12 protein-coding genes are annotated in these 17,549 nt (G+C 60.6%); 3 read left to right on the forward strand and 9 right to left on the reverse strand.

Features of this window, described 5'->3' with window-relative positions; all coding sequences use genetic code 11:
- Window positions 1-68: 68 nt before the first annotated feature.
- The 9 genes from bamB to ABLX76_RS11495 all read right to left on the reverse strand — a co-directional run bounded on the left by bamB (window position 69) and on the right by ABLX76_RS11495 (window position 15,144).
- Window positions 69-1,247 (reverse strand): outer membrane protein assembly factor BamB, encoded by a 1,179-nt coding sequence (gene bamB, locus ABLX76_RS11455; protein ID WP_023290632.1) that lies wholly within the window; start codon window positions 1,245-1,247, stop codon window positions 69-71.
- Window positions 1,248-1,257: 10 nt separating this feature from the next.
- A complete protein-coding gene (locus ABLX76_RS11460; RefSeq protein ID WP_023290633.1) occupies window positions 1,258-1,878 on the reverse strand; it encodes a YfgM family protein in 621 nt (206 codons plus the stop codon).
- A gap of 34 nt (window positions 1,879-1,912) precedes the next feature.
- Window positions 1,913-3,187 (reverse strand): histidine--tRNA ligase, encoded by a 1,275-nt coding sequence (hisS, locus tag ABLX76_RS11465; RefSeq protein WP_012540880.1) that lies wholly within the window; start codon window positions 3,185-3,187, stop codon window positions 1,913-1,915.
- 91 nt (window positions 3,188-3,278) lie between these two features.
- Window positions 3,279-4,400 (reverse strand): flavodoxin-dependent (E)-4-hydroxy-3-methylbut-2-enyl-diphosphate synthase, encoded by a 1,122-nt coding sequence (gene ispG / locus ABLX76_RS11470; protein WP_004201890.1) that lies wholly within the window; start codon window positions 4,398-4,400, stop codon window positions 3,279-3,281.
- A 26-nt stretch (window positions 4,401-4,426) separates the two neighbouring features.
- Entirely contained in the window at window positions 4,427-5,419 is a 993-nt protein-coding gene (gene rodZ / locus ABLX76_RS11475; RefSeq protein WP_023290635.1) for a cytoskeleton protein RodZ, read from the reverse strand.
- A gap of 276 nt (window positions 5,420-5,695) precedes the next feature.
- Window positions 5,696-6,862, reverse strand: coding sequence for a bifunctional tRNA (adenosine(37)-C2)-methyltransferase TrmG/ribosomal RNA large subunit methyltransferase RlmN (locus tag ABLX76_RS11480; RefSeq protein WP_002913894.1), 1,167 nt, complete (start codon window positions 6,860-6,862; stop codon window positions 5,696-5,698).
- A 415-nt stretch (window positions 6,863-7,277) separates the two neighbouring features.
- The gene (gene ndk / locus ABLX76_RS11485) at window positions 7,278-7,709 is read right to left on the reverse strand and encodes a nucleoside-diphosphate kinase (RefSeq protein ID WP_004144312.1); all 432 of its coding nucleotides are present in this window, start codon (window positions 7,707-7,709) and stop codon (window positions 7,278-7,280) included.
- Window positions 7,710-7,869: 160 nt separating this feature from the next.
- Window positions 7,870-10,194 carry a peptidoglycan glycosyltransferase PbpC gene (gene pbpC / locus ABLX76_RS11490; protein ID WP_348874532.1) on the reverse strand — a complete coding sequence of 775 codons (2,325 nt, stop codon included), beginning with the start codon at window positions 10,192-10,194 and terminating at the stop codon, window positions 7,870-7,872.
- Window positions 10,195-15,144, reverse strand: a complete 4,950-nt coding sequence (locus ABLX76_RS11495; RefSeq protein WP_348874533.1) for an alpha-2-macroglobulin — start codon at window positions 15,142-15,144, stop codon at window positions 10,195-10,197.
- A 206-nt stretch (window positions 15,145-15,350) separates the two neighbouring features.
- On the opposite strand from ABLX76_RS11495, the gene sseA reads away from it, so the two are divergent.
- The 3 genes from sseA to ABLX76_RS11510 all read left to right on the forward strand — a co-directional run bounded on the left by sseA (window position 15,351) and on the right by ABLX76_RS11510 (window position 17,532).
- Window positions 15,351-16,208, forward strand: a complete 858-nt coding sequence (sseA, locus tag ABLX76_RS11500; protein WP_023290638.1) for a 3-mercaptopyruvate sulfurtransferase — start codon at window positions 15,351-15,353, stop codon at window positions 16,206-16,208.
- A 164-nt stretch (window positions 16,209-16,372) separates the two neighbouring features.
- A complete protein-coding gene (locus ABLX76_RS11505; RefSeq protein ID WP_232689651.1) occupies window positions 16,373-17,023 on the forward strand; it encodes a DUF5066 family protein in 651 nt (216 codons plus the stop codon).
- Between the two features lie 101 nt (window positions 17,024-17,124).
- A complete protein-coding gene (locus ABLX76_RS11510) occupies window positions 17,125-17,532 on the forward strand; it encodes a hypothetical protein (RefSeq protein ID WP_335892565.1) in 408 nt (135 codons plus the stop codon).
- The last annotated feature ends 17 nt before the right edge of the window (window positions 17,533-17,549 follow it).

The following is a 17,549-nucleotide window of genomic DNA, read 5'->3' on the forward strand; positions in this document are numbered from 1 at the left end:
TTTTTAAAAAAGTCAAAACGGCCCCTGTCTGCCAGGGGCCGTTTCTTAATCACTCACGACAGCGGTAATTAACGCGTAATCGCGTACAGCGTACCGTCTTTCGCCTGGATCAGCAGTCGACCATCGGCCACAACCGGGTCGGTCAGGAAACCGGAGCTGTCCACTTTCTGCTGCGCCACAAAATGGCCATCTTCCGGGTTCACCCAGTGCATATAGCCTTCGCTATCGCCGACCACCAGATTGCCATTATACAACACCGGCGCGGTCAGCAAACGGTGCAGCAGATCGCTTTGTGTCCACAGGGTCACGCCGCCATCGGTAGTCAGCGCCAGCAGGCGGTCATTCTGGTCAACCAGATAGATACGGTTGCCATCGACGATGAAATCATTCACCGAACCCAGCTCGCGTTTCCACATAATCTGGCCGCTGCGCAGATCCAGCGCGGTCAGGTTACCGTTGTAAGCCAGCGCATAGACAACGCCGTTGACGATAATCGGCGTGGTGTCGACGTCGCTCAGACGGTCGATTTCCGTCGGCCCGGTGGCCGTGGAAATACGCTGCTGCCAAATCATCTGCCCCTGCTGCATCAATACCGCGCTGACGCGGCCATTGTCGCCGCCCACGATCGCCGCGCCGTAGGCGGTGGCCGGAGCGGATTCGCCGCGCAGGGAGAGCGCAGGCATATCCAGGTTAACCGTCCACTTCACGGCGCCATCGGTCTCATTCAGCGCCTGCAGCTGGCCGTTACTGGTGTGGACCAGCACCATGCCATCGCTCACAACCGGGCGCGACAGCGCTTCGCCGGCGACGCGGGTTTGCCAGGCCACGGTACCATCGCTGGTATTCAGCGCATACAGCTGCGCTTTCTCACTGCCGATATAAACATGGCCGCCCGAGACGGTCACACCGCCGGAAAGCAGCGCCGGGGTGCGCGAGAACCAGCCATCTTTCTCCGCCAGATTCACCGACCACACCTCTTTGCCGTCGTCAGCGCTCAGCGCTTTGACGGTGCCTTTACGGTCAGCGGCATAGACTACGCCGTCGGCGAAGGCCGGATGAAGGTTAGAGTAAAATTCGCCGATACCATCGCCAACCGAGGTGCTCCAGGACGTGGACGGCGTAAACTGGTTTTCTACCGTCGGCAGCGGTGACATTTTCACCACATCTTCTTCGCTATTAAACAGCGAACACCCGCTCAGCAAGGTAACGGAAAGCAGCCCTGGCAAAAGTAATTTACGCAATTGCATCGAGTCCCTCTCAGATGGACAAATTATTCATTTTCATACGCATCATTTCGCTGAGCGCAGGAGAAGCATCGCTTTTCACGCCAGCTTCCCACGCCGCACGGGCCCCTTGCTTATCGCCTTTGCTCAACAGAATTTCGCCGCGCAAATCAGCCACAATCGCGGTCCAACCTTCGCCTTTAATGCTGTCGAGGGTTTTCAGCGCCGCATCAGCCTGCTTCATCTGCAGCTGAACGCGGGCAAGACGCATACTGATAACTGATTTCAGGTTATCATCAGACGCGGCCGCCAGCCCCTGCTGAAGCTGCTTTTCGGCGTTCGGCAGATCGTTCTGTTCAACAAAATGCTGTGCCAGCTCGAGAGAGGCGAAGGCGCCGTAGGTATTTTTATTGTCAGCCGCGAACTTCTCCGCCCCTGACAGCACGTCTGGCGTATTTGATTTCAGCGCGGAAGTCGCCTTTTCGTAAGCCAGCGACGCGTCTCTGGCGGTATCCTGCTGATGGGAGGTCCAGTAGCGCCAGCCAACCAGCGCGCCAATCCCTAAAATCACCCCGACCGCCAGCGCTTTGCCGTTTTCGGCAAAGAAGCGCTTCAGCGCATCGACCTGATCGTTCTCGTTGTTAAAAGTTTCCACGCAGTCCTTCTCCTGACTAATAATTCCCGGGAGATTAACCCAGAAGTGTGCGCAAATGCGCGGCAACGCTCTCCTGCGTTACGGTAGTTTGCTCACCTGAGCGTAAATCCTTCACTACCACGTTTCCGTCAGCGATCTCTGACTCACCCACCACCAGGGCGATACGTGCGCCCCATTTATCGGCACGGGCGAACTGCTTCTTAAAGTTGCCGCCGCCGTGGTTGGTCATCAGTTTCACGCCGGGCAGCGCATCGCGAACCTGCTCAGCCAGACGCATGGCGGCGGACTGAGTATCGGTCCCGGAGGCTACCAGGTATATATCGACAACAGGATCGGCTTTAAATTCCGGATTCACTGCCTGGACCAGTAAAACAAGACGTTCCAGACCCATGGCGAAGCCCACGCCCGGGGTGGCACGACCGCCAAGCTGCTCAACCAGGCCGTCGTAACGGCCGCCGGCGCAGACGGTGCCCTGAGAACCGAGACTGGTGGTCACCCACTCAAACACGGTGCGGTTATAGTAGTCGAGGCCGCGCACCAGGCGCTGGTTGACGGTATAGCGGATCCCGGCATCGTCAAGCAACGCGCACAGGCCGGCAAAGTGGGCTTTCGACTCTTCGTCGAGATAATCGCCGAGCGCCGGCGCGTCGTTCAGCAGCGCCTGCACGTCCGGGTTTTTGGAGTCCAGCACCCGCAGCGGATTGGTATACATCCGGCGTTTGCTGTCTTCATCAAGCTTATCGGTAAACTGCTCGAGATAAGCCACCAGCGCGTCGCGGTAGTTGGCGCGGGCTTCCAGAGAACCGATGGAGTTCAGCTCAAGGCTGACATGATCGGAGATGCCCAGCTCACGCCACCAGCGCGCGGTCAGCATGATCAGCTCCGCATCGATGTCCGGCCCCTGCAGGCCGAAAACTTCGGCGCCGATCTGATGGAACTGGCGGTAACGGCCTTTCTGCGGACGCTCGTGGCGGAACATCGGCCCGACGTACCACAGGCGCTGTTCTTGATTGTACAGCAGACCATGTTCGATGCCGGCTCGTACGCAGCCCGCCGTCCCTTCCGGACGCAGCGTCAGGCTGTCGCCGTTGCGGTCCTCAAAGGTGTACATCTCTTTTTCAACCACGTCGGTCACTTCGCCGATCGCGCGTTTGAATAACGGGGTCTGCTCTACAATCGGCAAACGGATTTCGCTGTAACCGTAGCTACCGAGCACCTGCTTCAGTGAGCCTTCAATGCGCTGCCAGAGAGCGGTTTCGCCCGGCAGATAATCGTTCATGCCACGGATGGCTTGAATGTTCTTTGCCACGTTTATTCTCTTTATATATACAAAAATGAACCCCGGCGCCTCGCGCCCGCAGGTTCAATCATACACGGGAAGCGTATCGCTTCCCAACACGTTATTTTGCTTCAAGCTGTTGAACGTCAATCCGACGGGCTTCATCGAGCATCGAGGCTTTGGCGCGGATCCGCGCTTCCAGCTGGTCGATCATGTCGTTGTTGTCCAGGCGATCTTTACGCACGCCGTCTTCATACAGGCCGCTTTTCTTGTTGCCGCCGGTCACGCCGAGGGTGGAAACCAGCGCTTCGCCCGGGCCGTTCACCACGCAGCCGATGATCGAAACATCCATCGGAGTGATGATATCTTCCAGACGTTGCTCCAGGGCGTTCACCGTCCCGATAACGTCAAACTCCTGACGCGAACAGGTCGGGCAGGCGATGAAGTTAATACCGCGGGAACGAATACGCAGCGATTTGAGGATATCGAAGCCGACCTTGATCTCCTCCACCGGATCCGCCGCCAGCGAGACGCGCAGCGTATCGCCGATCCCTTCGGACAACAGCAGCCCAAGACCGATCGCCGATTTCACCGCGCCGCTGCGCGCGCCGCCCGCTTCGGTGATCCCGAGGTGCAGCGGTTGATCGATCTGTTTCGCCAGCAGGCGATAAGACTCTACCGCCAGGAAGACGTCGGAGGCTTTAACGCTGACTTTAAACTGATCGAAATTGAGGCGATCGAGATGATCGACGTGGCGCATGGCGGATTCGAGCAGCGCCTGCGGCGTCGGCTCGCCATATTTTTCCTGCAGATCCTTTTCCAGCGAGCCGGCGTTAACGCCGATGCGGATCGGGATATTTTTATCGCGCGCGCAATCTACGACCATGCGGATGCGCTCTTCGTTGCCGATGTTGCCCGGGTTGATACGCAGGCAGTCGACGCCGTATTCCGCGACTTTCAGCGCAATACGGTAGTCAAAGTGGATATCGGCGACCAGCGGGACGTTGACCTGCTGTTTGATCAGTTTGAACGCCTCGGCGGCGTCCATCGTCGGAACAGAGACGCGGACAATATCCGCGCCCACGCGCTCTAACGCTTTGATTTGATTTACGGTTGCCGCCACATCAGTGGTGCGCGTATTAGTCATTGACTGAACGGCGATGGGAGCCCCATCGCCAATTGGCACATTACCAACGTAAATACGTTTAGATTTTCTACGTTGAATCGGAGCCTGGTTATGCATGAAAAATCTCCCGCGTTACCCGTCTGTTACTGCGCCGGTGATGATTCGGCATTAAGGGTCAGACGCGCAACCTGGTTAGTTCTGATAAAACGACTTAAATCGACAGGCTTGCCCAGATACTGGATCTCTACCGCAGCCGGGGCGCCAATTTTCAGCTTATACGGCGCCTGACCGCTCAGGTTCAGGTTGCCGCCTTTACGCTGCAGGCCGCTGAACAGTTTTTTGCCGGTGGCATCGCTCACTTCCAGCCAGCAATCGGCGGAAAAGTTCATCACCAGATCCTGCGCCGCCGCCGCCGGGTTCGTCACGTTCGCCTGATCGGTCGGCAATGGCGAGGCCGGGGTAGCCGGCGCCGTCGGCGCCGCGCCTGCGGTATCGACATTGGCCTGGGAAGGCGCGACAACGGCGTTATTGTCCGCCGGCGTCTGGGCCGGGGCGCTGGTGGTCGGGGCGCTGGCGGTATCGGTTGGCGCGCTGTTCGCAGCGCTATCGGCGGTCGGGGCTGCCGGGGCGCTGGTATCCAGCGGCACGCTCTGGCTGCTGGTGTCGCCGCTGTTCAGCTCAGCGGAAGACTGATCGGCCATGGTGGAGATCTCTTCCTGCTGCGCCTTATGGTCTTGCCACCACCAGGCGCCGCTCAGGCCGATAACCACAAACAGCACCAGCCAGGTGAAGCTCATCAGCCAGCCGTCGCGTTTTTTGCGACGTTTACCTAAAGAGAAGCTCTGCATTGGCGCGACTTTCGCCGCGCGGATGGGCGCTTGCTTGGCCATCATCGGCAGCAGCTCGTCTTCCGGGATATGTACGAGGCGAGCATAGGAGCGGATGTACCCGCGCAGGAAGGTGGAAGCGAGGTCGGCAGGCGCCTTATCGTCTTCAATATCACGAACCGTGGACACCTTCAGGCATAAGCGTTCTGCCACCGCTTGCTGGCTAAGTCCGAGTTGTTCGCGGGCGTGACGCAGACGCGCGCCCGTGGTGTTTGCTTCTTGATGATCTTGAGTGGCTTCAGTATTCATTCGCTACAACTACTGGTACGTGAAATTTAAAGTTCAGCGCGGGAAAAAGCCGGCGCCGCGAGACATCTGTGGTACGTCAGCCTCACAGTATAGGACTGTCAGCCTCGCGATCACAGAGACGAATCAAAATTGAATGCTAAGCGGTTGTTGTGCCGCTACATACTGCCTCAAAGTCGACAAAAACGCACCGTAATTATTAACCGAATCAGCGTATTTCGCCTGGCTATTGGTCATAAATATGACCCGTGCCGCCTGCGCTGCACGGGCCATCATTTGTCAGACCGCTTTTACGTCAATCGCTTCGCCCTGCATCCGCTTACGCAGCGTGCGCTTGGTACGGTCGATGACGTCGCCCGCCAGCTGACCGCAGGCGGCATCGATATCGTCGCCGCGCGTTTTACGCACGATGGTCGTAAAGCCGTACTCCATCAGGACTTTGGAGAAACGGTCGATGCGGCTGTTGGAGCTGCGGCCATACGGCGCGCCCGGGAACGGGTTCCATGGGATCAGGTTGATCTTGCACGGCGTATCCTTCAGCAGCGCCGCCAGTTCGTGGGCGTGCTCGGTGCCGTCGTTGACATGATCCAGCATCACGTACTCGATGGTCACCCGGCCCTGGTTGGCGTTGGACTTCGAAATATAGCCGCGCACCGAGTTGAGGAAGGTCTCGATGTTATACTTTTTGTTGATCGGGACGATTTCGTCACGAATGGTGTCGTTCGGCGCGTGCAGGGAGATGGCCAGCGCGACGTCGATCATATCGCCGAGTTTATCCAGCGCCGGCACCACGCCGGAAGTCGACAGGGTGACGCGACGTTTGGAGAGGCCAAAGCCGAAATCGTCGAGCATGATTTCCATTGCCGGAACGACATTGTTGAGGTTCAGCAGCGGCTCGCCCATGCCCATCATCACCACGTTGGTAATCGGACGTACGCCGGTGGTCTTCACCGCGCCGACGATTTTCGCCGCGCGCCAGACCTGGCCGATAATTTCGGAAACCCGCAGGTTGCGGTTAAAGCCCTGCTGGGCGGTGGAGCAGAATTTACACTCCAGCGCGCAGCCTACCTGGGAGGAGACGCACAGGGTGGCGCGGTCTTCTTCCGGGATATAGACGGTCTCGACGCGTTGATCGCCAACGGCAATCGCCCATTTAATGGTCCCGTCGGTTGAGCGTTGCTCTTCAACCACTTCCGGGGCGCGGATCTCCGCCACTTCTTTCAGTTTACTGCGCAGGACTTTGTTGATGTCAGTCATCTCATCAAAGTCGTCGCAGCAGTAGTGATACATCCATTTCATCACCTGATCGGCGCGGAAAGGCTTCTCGCCCATGTTTTTGAAAAACTCGCGCATCTGCTGACGGTTTAAATCCAGCAGGTTGATTTTGGCATCTTTGTTCGGCACCGTCAGAGCGGCGGTATCAGGCGTGACAATTTGTTCAGACATAATGTTTTCCGGCCTCGTTATTACACGTTATGGCCCCAGGTGGGTTGAAAAAGAAACGCCCCGGAGAGCGACAGCTCGTCCAGGGGCGCTATATTCTACAAATTCTGGCGCATGGAAGCCATGCCTGCACGTAGTCAATGATAAAAAAATCGTAACCGTGTGCTTAATCCTCTATGGCTTTTCGATTGTCGCAAGGCGGCAAGCAAGTGAATCCCCGGAAGCATAGATAACTATGTGACCGGGGTGAACGCGCGTGGCCAACGCCGCGACGGTCGAAAAGACGAGGTTCGTATCTCCAAAGTATTTCAGGTCACAGCGAGGCGGCGAGTTCGCTAATCCCCGGGAGCATAGATAACTATGTGACCGGGGTGCGCGAAGGAAGCCAACAATGCTGTGGCGTGAAAGACGCAGGAGATTAGCGAGTGCGCGGGCAAACCTCGCCTTCAGCAAAGAAGAACGCGATTTCGCGTGCAGCGGATTCTACAGAGTCGGAACCGTGGGTGCCGTTCTCGGTGAAGCTGTCAGCGTAGTCAGCGCGCAGGGTACCCGCCAGGGCGTTTGCCGGGTTGGTGGCGCCCAGCAGGTCACGGTGACGCTGAACGGCGTTTTCGCCTTCCAGGACGGAAACCACGATCGGGCCGGAGGTCATGAACTCAACCAGACCGTCGAAGAACGGGCGACCTTCGTGCTCAGCATAGAAACCACGAGCCTGCTCTACGGTCAGGTGCAGCATTTTGGTGCCGACGATTTTGAACCCTGCAGCTTCAAAGCGGGAAAAGATGCTGCCAATAACGTTTTTTGCCACCGCGTTTGGTTTGATGATGGAAAAAGTACGTTCAATAGCCATGATTACCTCTAATTAAATGTTCTGTTGTTGCGCATACGATCGTATGGCCTGGCGCGCATTATAATGAGCATCCCCGCCCCTGCCTACGGCTGAAGGTAACATTTTGTTAAAATAAGATGAGTATTGAAAACACAAACCGCCAACAACAAATTTACCCTGGTTATTGCAGGGTAAAACGCGCGGCCGCCGTTTGTCCTGCCTCATCCATCACCACCAGCTGCCACTCGCCGGGCTTATCCAGAGTTAGCGTGGTTCTCGCGCCGGCGGCATCTATCGGCTGGCCGTTGATAAACCACCAGCGCCGCCCTTCACCACCGCTGGTTTGCAGGGGCAACATCACCCGCGCCTCCCCCGGCAGACGTTTAATCACCGCCCCCTCGCGGACCCCGGAGAGCACCAGCTGCGCGGCATCCTGAGTTTGCAACGGCGGGCATGCCTTCGATGCCGGCCCCAGACGCGCGGAGCGACGTTCCCCCGGCGGTAGCCAGGGATCCAGCGGCAGCGGCCAGACCTCCACCACACTTTCGCGCGCCCCGGGACAATCCGCCGCCACCCGTTCGCCGTGTTCATTGCGCCACACCGGGAAGCGGATCCCGCGCACGCCCTCCTGCCCCGGCAGCAGCAGGGTCGGCGGCTGGCTATCTTCCAGCAGCCAGCTGGCCAGGCGACGACGGCAGTTGCTGTCGCCCGCCGGCAGCGCCTGGCCGCCGGGCCAGCAGAGCGTCCCGCGGCTAACCGTTGCCGGTCGCGGATCGATCGGCAGGCCGCCGCGGCTCATCGCCGGGCGGGCGAGCAGCAGATTATTGACCTGATTGAGCAACGGCACCGCGCTGGCGAAGCCAAACTGCCCCACCACCGGCGTACCGTCCGGACGCCCGGTCCAGATGCCAATCAGATAACGCGCATTGAGGCCCACCGCCCACGCATCGCGATACCCGTAGCTGGTGCCGGTCTTCCAGGCCAGCGGCACCACTTGCGGGAGTGAGGCATCGGGAACCGGCTGCGCTTCGCCGGCCAGGATGCGCCGGACGATCCACGCCGCCCCCGGGGATATCAGCGCCCTTTCCACCAACGGGTCTCCGGGCGTCATGCGCAGCCGCGCCGCCTTCCCGTGGCGGGCAAAGACGCTGTACGCCGCGACGATATCTTCCAGCCTCGCTCCGGCGCCGCCGAGGATCAACGACAGATTCGGCTCGGCGCCGGCGGGCAGCATCAGGGGCAACCCGGCATTGCGCAAATTCGCCGCGAAACGTTTGGGCCCGTAGGCTTCGAGCACCTGGACCGCCGGCAGATTCAGGGAGCGCACCAGCGCGTCGCTGGCGCTCACCGGGCCGTGAAAGCCGCTGTCAAAGTTACCGGGGCGATAATCGCTAAAGCGCCGCGGCACATCCTGCAATAACGACGCCGGATGGATCAGCCCTTCATCCATCGCCAGCGCATAAATAAAGGGTTTCAGCACCGACCCAGGCGAACGGACCGCCGACGCCATATCAATGTGGCCAAAGCGACTGTCGTCCGTAATATCCGCCGACCCCACCCAGCCGCGGACTTTCATATCCGTGTGGTCGACGACAACCATCGCCAGCGAACTGCGCGGCGGCAGGCGCGACTTCCAGTTCAGCGCCAGATCCTCGAGCTGCCGCTGCAGTCCGGCATCGAGGGTCGTCACCACTTTTTCCTCACGACTGGTCGCCAGCGCCCGGCGGGCGAAGAGCGGCGCCAGCTGCGGCATCTGCCGCGGAAACAGCCACACCGGCTCCTCCATCGCCTCCTTTACCGCCAGTCTCGGCCAGACGCCCTGGCTGACCATGCGCGCAAGGACTTTATCCCGCGCCGCCTGGGCCCGCTGCGGCCAGCGGTCCGGACGTAAACGGCTGGGCGCCTGGGGCAGCACCGCCAGCAGCGCCGCCTCGCCGTAGCTGAGCTGCGCGGGCGGCTTGCCGAGATAAGCCCAGCTGGCCGCGCCGATCCCCTGCAGGGTGCCGCCAAAGGGCGCACGATTCAGATACAGGGTCAGGATTTCGCTCTTTGACAGATGCCACTCCAGCTGCAGCGCCCGCCACAGCTGGCGCAGCTTGCCGCCGAAAGTGCGGGGGTGGGGATCGAGCAGGCGCGCCACCTGCATGGTGAGGGTACTGCCGCCGGAAATGACCCGCCCGGAGGTGAGATCCTGCCAGGCGGCGCGCACTACAGCGAAGGGATTGACCCCCGGATGGCGCCAGAACCAGCGGTCCTCATACTGAATAAGCGCCTGCAGATAGCGCGGCGACACGTCGGCGAGAGTCACCGGATAACGCCAGACGCCCTGCGCGTCGGCAAACCGCCACAGGGGGGTCCCGTCCTCCGCCACGACCACCCGGGCAGGCGTGACGTCATGCAGCGGCAGCGGCCACAGGCGATCGGCGGTCAGAACCGCCAGCCACAGCAGAAAAATAAACGCCGCCAGCCAGCGCCAGCGGCGTTTTACCCGATGCACTACGCGCATTTACGGCGTCACGGTGAGCGGACCGCTGGCGGTCCCGGTCGCCCGCCACTGCGGCACATACATCGATTCCACCTGCGGCTGCGGGACCTGGTAGGTGCCCGGCGTGACCGCCCGCGCCAGGTAGACCAGCGTCACCGGCTGACCTTCATTGACCGCGACAGCGGCGACGAAGCGGTCGTCGCGGAACTCGATATGCTGAATATCGGCCTGCTGCATCTGGTTAAGAAGGTTTTGCACCGCTTCGCCATTCTCCTGCAGGCTGGCGCTGCTGTTGGCCAGATTCTGGTTTTCCAGCTCGAGTCCCGCCGGCAGCAGGTCAACCACCAGCGCGTCAGGCACGTTGCGTCTGGCGGTCACCTCCAGCTTGACCAGCACCAGTTCGCCGCTGCGCAGCGACGACAGCGACTTTTGCCGCCCCTGGGTATCGAAAACGGCGCGTTCAATTCCCAGGACGTTGCCGCCCGGCTGCGGCGCGCTTTGCGGATAGCCGCTGCTGTCCAGACGCAGCCACAGCGGTTGACTGCCGGTGTTGCTCACCTGCAACGTCGCCAGCCGATCGCCGTCGAGGTTACGGGTTTGCGCTTTATCGCCGGCCAGCGGCTCGGCCTGCAGCGAGGTTTGCGCCTGCCAGTTGCCCGGCAGGTCGGCCAGCGTGCGCCCGGCAAGGAACAGAGCGTTGGTTTCCTGGGTCGACAGCCAGCGCTGGCCGTAGGCCTCTTCCGACAGCGTGCTCAACAGCGTGTTTTGCGCCTCCGGCAGCAGCTTGTTCTCTTCCAGCAGCGCCAGCTTCAGCGCGTCATCGCGAAGCGGGCTACCGTAATCGCCCAGCCAGCGATTCTCATCATGGCGCGGCGTGGCAACCGCCAGCTTCATGGCCTCATCGCCGCGCGGCGCATCGCCCATGGTTTTCAGCGCAATGCCGAGCTGCAGCAGCGGCAGGCCGGAGCGCGCCTGGTCGTGACGGCTCCAGATTTCACGCAATGCGCCGAGCGGGGCTTTTTGCTGACGCGCCAGCACCAGTGCGGCGTATGCCTGAGCGGCAAAGCGGCTGGCCTGGGCGTCGTCGCTGTAGCGCACGGTCATCAGCCCCGGCTCCTGAAGATAGCGCAGCAGGCGTTCGTTACCTTTATTAATGGCGTTGACCGGTACGCTATAGCCCTGCTCGCCCGCGCGAACAAGGAAATCCATGGCGTAAGCGGTCAGCCAGTACTCTTCCGGCCCCTCTTTATCCCATAGCGCAAAGCCGCCGTTTTCCAGTTGCATCTGCAGCAGGCGCGAGATCCCGACATCGATTGCCGCGCGACGTTTTTCGTCGCTGTCCCCGCTGATGCCCAGCGCTTTTAGCTGCGCCGCGCTGGTATACAGGGACGGGAACAGGCCGCTGGCGGTCTGCTCAAGGCAGCCGTAAGGATAGGCTTTCAGGTCGCGGATATAGCGCGCGAGATTCAGCGGCGGCTTGCCGCTGAGCAGCAGCTGGCCCTGCAGCGTCTGCGGGGCGAAACCTGCCGATTGCGCCGCCGGCGCCTGCCAGCTTTCGCCGGGCTGCAACACGGCGCCGCTGTTGACGGTCTGCGCCGGGAACGCCGGACGAACGCCGATTTTCCACTGCTTCTGCAGCGGGGCGAAGGTTTCCCCCGGCAGGCTCAGGCCGCTGATAGTGGCGCTCACCTGGCCATCGCCAAAGCCCGGCAGCGCGCTCACCGGCACAAACAGCGTGCTGCGCGCCCCCGGCGCCAGCTGCACCGACGGCAGTTGACCCTCGGTCAAGGTCACCAGTCCGCTGGCGGCAAGATGTACCTGCAGAGTTTGCGGTTTATCGGTCAGGTTGCTGAGATCCAGCGCCAGACGGGTGGTGTCGCCGCTGGCGAGGAAGCGCGGGGTATTCAGCTCGGCGATGACCGGGGCGGCCACCACCACTTTGTCTTCGCTGCTGCCGAAGTCATCCGCCGTCCAGGCCTGAGCCATCACCCGCAGCTCGCCGTTAAAATCACCGATCGGCAGCGTCACCGTCCCTTCGCCCTGATCGTTCAGCACCACCGGCTGCGCCTGCTGGGCGATGATGGTCACATGGTTAACCGGCGGTTTACCGCCACGTTTTAACTCGTCGCCATCGCCGCCGAAGCGCAGACTGGCCACACGCCCCTGCCCTTCAATCACCTGGCCGTAAATATCATAAATATCCGCCCCATAACGTTTCTGGCCAAAGAAGGCGTTCCACGGATCCGGGGTGGCGTAATCGGTAATATTCAGCACCCCGCTATCGACAGCAGAGAGCAGAACGTTAACCTGCTTCGGCGCCTCTCCCTCTTTGACGCTGGCTTTCACTTTCACCGTCAGCGGCTGGTTGGGGCGCATTTTATCCGGGGCCTCCAGCGCCAGCGTCAGGCGACGGTTTTCATCGCCCAGCGGCAGATGCAGCAGGCCCACCGCGCGTTTCGGCGTCGCCGAGCGGGATTTATCGCCGGGGCGAACCACCAGCGTGCTGAGGTAGAGGTCGTGGCGATTCCAGGCGTTATCCACCGGGATCGACAGGTCCATCCCCTCGGCGGGTACGTCAATCTCCTGCCACCACAGCGGCCCTTCGCTGGATTCCACCATCGCGTAGCCTTTACCCGCCGCCGGGGCGGCGATGTGCAGCCTGATGGTGTCGCCCGGCTTATAGCTCGGTTTATCCAGCTTCATGGTGACCCGGTCCGGGCGCGCTGCGCCGGTGCCTTCGCTGTTATCCTGCCAGCTGTAGCCCGCCCAGAAGCGCACGCTGCTGACGACATCGTCCGGTCCTTTCACCTCCAGGCGATAGGAGCCCCACTCTACCGGAAAGCTCACTTTACCGATCTGGCCGGCCTGCAGATCCAGCGACTCCTCGCCCTCCTGCAGATCTTTTTGATCGAACTGCGACTGCCAGCCTTCGCTATCGGACCAGTTCCAGTAATAATCCCGGCGCTCGCGGATCAGCCGTACCTGCAGGCCGGAAACGGCTTTTTTCTCGCCTTTGGCGTCGGCATAGACGATATCGAACGCGGCGTTGCTGTTTTCATCCACCACCGGCTGCTTCACCGTGGTGTCGGTGCGGTAGTCGTAAACGTCCTTCAGGGTAAATTGCGGGCGGATCCCCGGCAGCGCCTCGGCAGGCCAGATCGGCTGCTTAACCGTACGGGTGACCGGACGCCCACCGGACTCCAGCAGGCTCGCCTGCAACACCACCTGCAGCGGCGAATGGCTATCCTGCCACTGGCTGGAGGTGGTCACTTCGCCATGGCCTTTTTCATCCAGCGTCAGCTGGACTTCATCAAGGCTGCGGGAGAGATTTTCTTCTGCGATATCGCCGAACTCAAAGCCCGGCAGCGCGGCGACGGCGTCGCGAAGCGGGCGCAGGAACAGTTTGCCCTGCAGCATGTTGCCGCTGGCCGGCGCGCCGTAGAGATAAGCGCCGCTGACATCAAAGGCGACATCGGCATTCGGCGCGACAGGCGCCGCCTGCGGCGTCAGCTTCAGGGCCATGCGTTCCGGCATAAAGTCTTCGACGTGGAAATCCCACTCGCGGGGCTGGTTGTCGCCGGTGCTGGCGCGAATGTGCCACATGCCGGTGGCCGCGCCGCTGTCGAGCGGATAAGTAAACTGGTACAGGCCGTTAACCGGTTTGCTCATCACCGAGCGGATCACCTGGCCGTCCGGCTGGACAACCTCCAGCTTCACCGGCTGTTCCGCCAGCGGCTTGCCATCGCTATCGCGCAGCAGCGCATTGAGGATCACCGTTTCGCCCGGACGATAGAGATCCCGTGGGCCAAACATAAAGAACTGTTTGCTGAAGCCTGGCGCGCCGGCAATGGAGAACTCCGCCAGATCCAGCGCCGGCAGTTTGAGGTCGAGCAGCGTGGTCTGTCCCTCTTTGCGCGCCAGCAGCAGCGCGGCTTCTTTATCGGTTTGCAGGGTGACGTGGCCCTGGCTATCGCTTTTCGCCTGCGCCAGGGTCTGCCCTTTGGCGTTGAGCAGCTGGACATCGATACCAGACTGGGCGGCGCCGTTTTCCAGGCTCTGGGTAAAGACGTCCAGCCGGTTGTGGTAGCGATGCGCCGACACGCCGATGTCGCTAAGGGTAAACAGCGTCGCCGCGTTGCTGTAGCTATAATGACCCGCCGGGTTCATGACCGCCACGTAGACGCCAGGCTGCTGGAGCGGCTTGATGTCGCTCAGCGGCAGCAGCAGCTTTTCGCGGGTATTGCGCGCCGGATTGAGGTCAAAGCGGCCGCTGTATACCAGATCGGCCATCTTCAGCAGCTCGTCGGATTCCCAGTTGCTTAATGAATTGCGGTATTCCCACTGGCTGACGAAGGCCGAGAGCGATTCCGGCTTAATGCGGAAGAAGTTCACGTCGACGTTATCGACGTTCAGCGCCATCACCGGCAGACCGGCGATCACGTTGCCCGGCAGCAGCGAGCCGCGGCTGGCAAATCCGACGCTTGGCGCGATATCGCGGGTAGTCAGGATCTTCTCGAACGGTTTATCGAGCGTCGCCTTGTTCAGGGCGGTCAGCGTCGGGTCGACCGAGACAATCAGCTCGCGCTTTGGCTCAAGATGACGCAGACGCAGCTCTTTCAGGTTCGGCGCCAGCTCCCACGCGCCATCTACCTTACCGCTCTTCTTATCCACCAGGTGCACGCTGCGGGAGAAATCCTGGTCCGGCTGCAGCGGTACGGAAAAGGTCAGCACCAGGGTCGCGGCGCCATCCAGCTGCACCTCCGAGGCGTCGAGCAGCGTCAGCGCTTTGCCCTGGCTTTTTTCCGCCAGCGCCGCCAGCTGGGCGCTGTCCGGTTTTGCCGCCGCGCCAGGGCCGCTATCGGCGGCCGGCGTCGGGGCTGTAGCCTGCGGTGTACCGCTGTCATCACACCCGGTTAATGAAAATGCGGTAAGGAGCGCCAGTGACAGCGCCGCTAAACGAAATGGTTTCATCCTTCTAACCCCTCGGCCGGTGGGCCTGATGCAAATTATCACTTTTTATTATGCGTTAAGGCAGCGCTTCTCAACAGTGATGACGCGGGTTTCTGCCGATTAATCAGAAAAGTGCCGTGACGTCGTCCCCACTCTGGCGTCCTTAACTTGTCAGCACCCGATAAAACGCCGACAATTCAGTCATGAATAGTAAAACGGAGGCACCTATGTCCACCTCGTTTTTTGTCGCCGCCGACTGGCTGGCGGAACATATTGATGATCCGGAGATCCAGATTATCGACGCTCGCATGGCGCCCGCCGGGCAGGAGGCCCTGCGCGATATGGCCGCGGAGTACCGCGCCGGCCACGTGCCGAACGCGCTGTTTTTCGATATCGAGGCGCTGTCCGATCACACCAGCCCGCTGCCGCATATGATGCCGCGCGCCGAGGCGTTTGCCGTGGCCATGCGCGAACTGGGCGTCTGCAGCGATAAGCACCTGGTCGTCTATGACGAAGGCAATCTGTTTTCCGCCCCGCGCGCCTGGTGGATGCTGCGCGCCTTTGGCGTGGAGAAAGTGTCGATTCTGGCCGGTGGACTGGAGGGCTGGCGTCGCGACGAGCTGCCGCTGGAACAAGGGGTGCCGGAGGTGGCCGAAGGAGAATTCGACGTGCGGTTCGATCCTCAGCAAATTAAGCGCCTGACCGACGTGCTGCTGGTCAGCCATGAAGGATCGGCGCAGATTGTCGATGCGCGTCCGGCGGCCCGGTTTAACGGCCAGGCTGACGAACCGCGCCCCGGCCTGCGGCGAGGGCATATCCCCGGCGCGCTGAACGTCCCGTGGACGGAGCTGGTGATTAACGGCGAGCTGAAGACCGTCGACGAGCTGAACGACATCTTTTTGCGTCAGGGCGTCGATTTTGATCGGCCCATTATCGCCAGCTGTGGGTCCGGCGTGACGGCGGCGGTGGTCGTGCTGGCGCTCACCACGCTTGGCGTGAACGGCGTCTGCCTGTACGACGGCTCATGGAGCGAATGGGGGGCGCGCAGCGATCTGCCGATTGAACCGGCTCCTGCCGCTCAGTAAACGCCGCATGGCCGCGGACATCCCGTCCCGCGGCCACTAAATAATTTCTGATTTTCTCCGCCTCATTCTCCTGCAAGTCGCTAAACCAGCTACTCTGTGCGGCCGCAGGGCTTGCGCCTGCCGTGTTGGCTTTATTGCCGCCCACTCTATAAGGAAATTGAATGATGGCTTTTTCATTAGCGGATCTCATGGATGTCGTACACAAGCACAACCGCAATCCCACCCCGAAACCGATGCCCGTAGACGAAGTGGATCGCCTGCGCGTCCGGAAATACCGTGATCCGCAAAATAGCGAAACCGTGGCGCTTCCGGAGAGTCTGAAAGCGCTGCTGGCCTACGATTGCCAGCTGACAAGCCCCTACGGTCAACGGGTGCTGGAATCGGTTCTGAACGCCATTGATGAACATGGCGTCCTGCTTTCCGACTCGCTGGATGAAGAGGCTTATTATATTAATGGCCTTGATATGATCGGGCTGGATTTTGAAGAGCTAATGCCCGTCTGGAACGACGATCCGCGTCTTCCTGCCCTGATTCGCCTCTGCCATCCCGGGGATCAGCAGGTATTTATCTACGTCACCGAGCGTGATGAACAGGGTGAATATCCTGTCGTCCGCTTCGAGGGTAAAGAAAATGAGCTTTGGCTGGCAGAATCGTCGCTGATTGAATATTTGCAGGGGATTTTTACCGGTGGAAAGGAGAGCCACGACGAATGGCAGCATCAACAAGCCCTCAACGAGTCACGCGATGGCGCCTTGCTGGAGCTGGAATATATTCATGAGGATCTTTACGCCAGGCTCGAAGGTTGTCCTGACTAATTCACCATCTCCCACCGATAGCGCGATTACCGCGCGCCGTCGGGGCCAGCGCCAGGATTGAGCGTTTAATCTATAACCTGATGGCACCACAAGGAGTGAAAATGGCATTAGTCTCCAACCCACATTCTGCTTATTCCCCGCGCCTTCCCTGGCTGGGAGGCATAGCTGGCCTGCTGGTCGGCGGCGCAATCCTCTATTTTTGGCCGCAATGGAACCGGACATGGTTAAGCCTGGTTCCTGCGCCCGTTTCCGTTTATACCCGCTTTCTCGGCGTCACTTTGGAAGACGTCCCGCTGATCACCTATGGTCATCAAGCGCTGCTGGGTTTTCTGATGGTGCTGGTCGCCGGGCTGGTAGCAGCGCTACGCTATCTGCTGGGAGAGGAAAGGTGCCGTGCCTTGCGCGGGGATATGGCGCTCTTCAACGGCGTCGTCACGCTGTGCGTGACGGGATTTCTGCTCTATAACATGGCGTCAGCCTATCCGCGGATCGTTGCCGCCCTGCATTAACCTTTGCAATTCCGCTT

The sequence above is a fragment of the Klebsiella sp. JB_Kp004 genome (genome assembly GCF_040065795.1).
In the GTDB taxonomy this organism is placed as follows: Bacteria; Pseudomonadota; Gammaproteobacteria; order Enterobacterales; family Enterobacteriaceae; genus Klebsiella; species Klebsiella quasipneumoniae.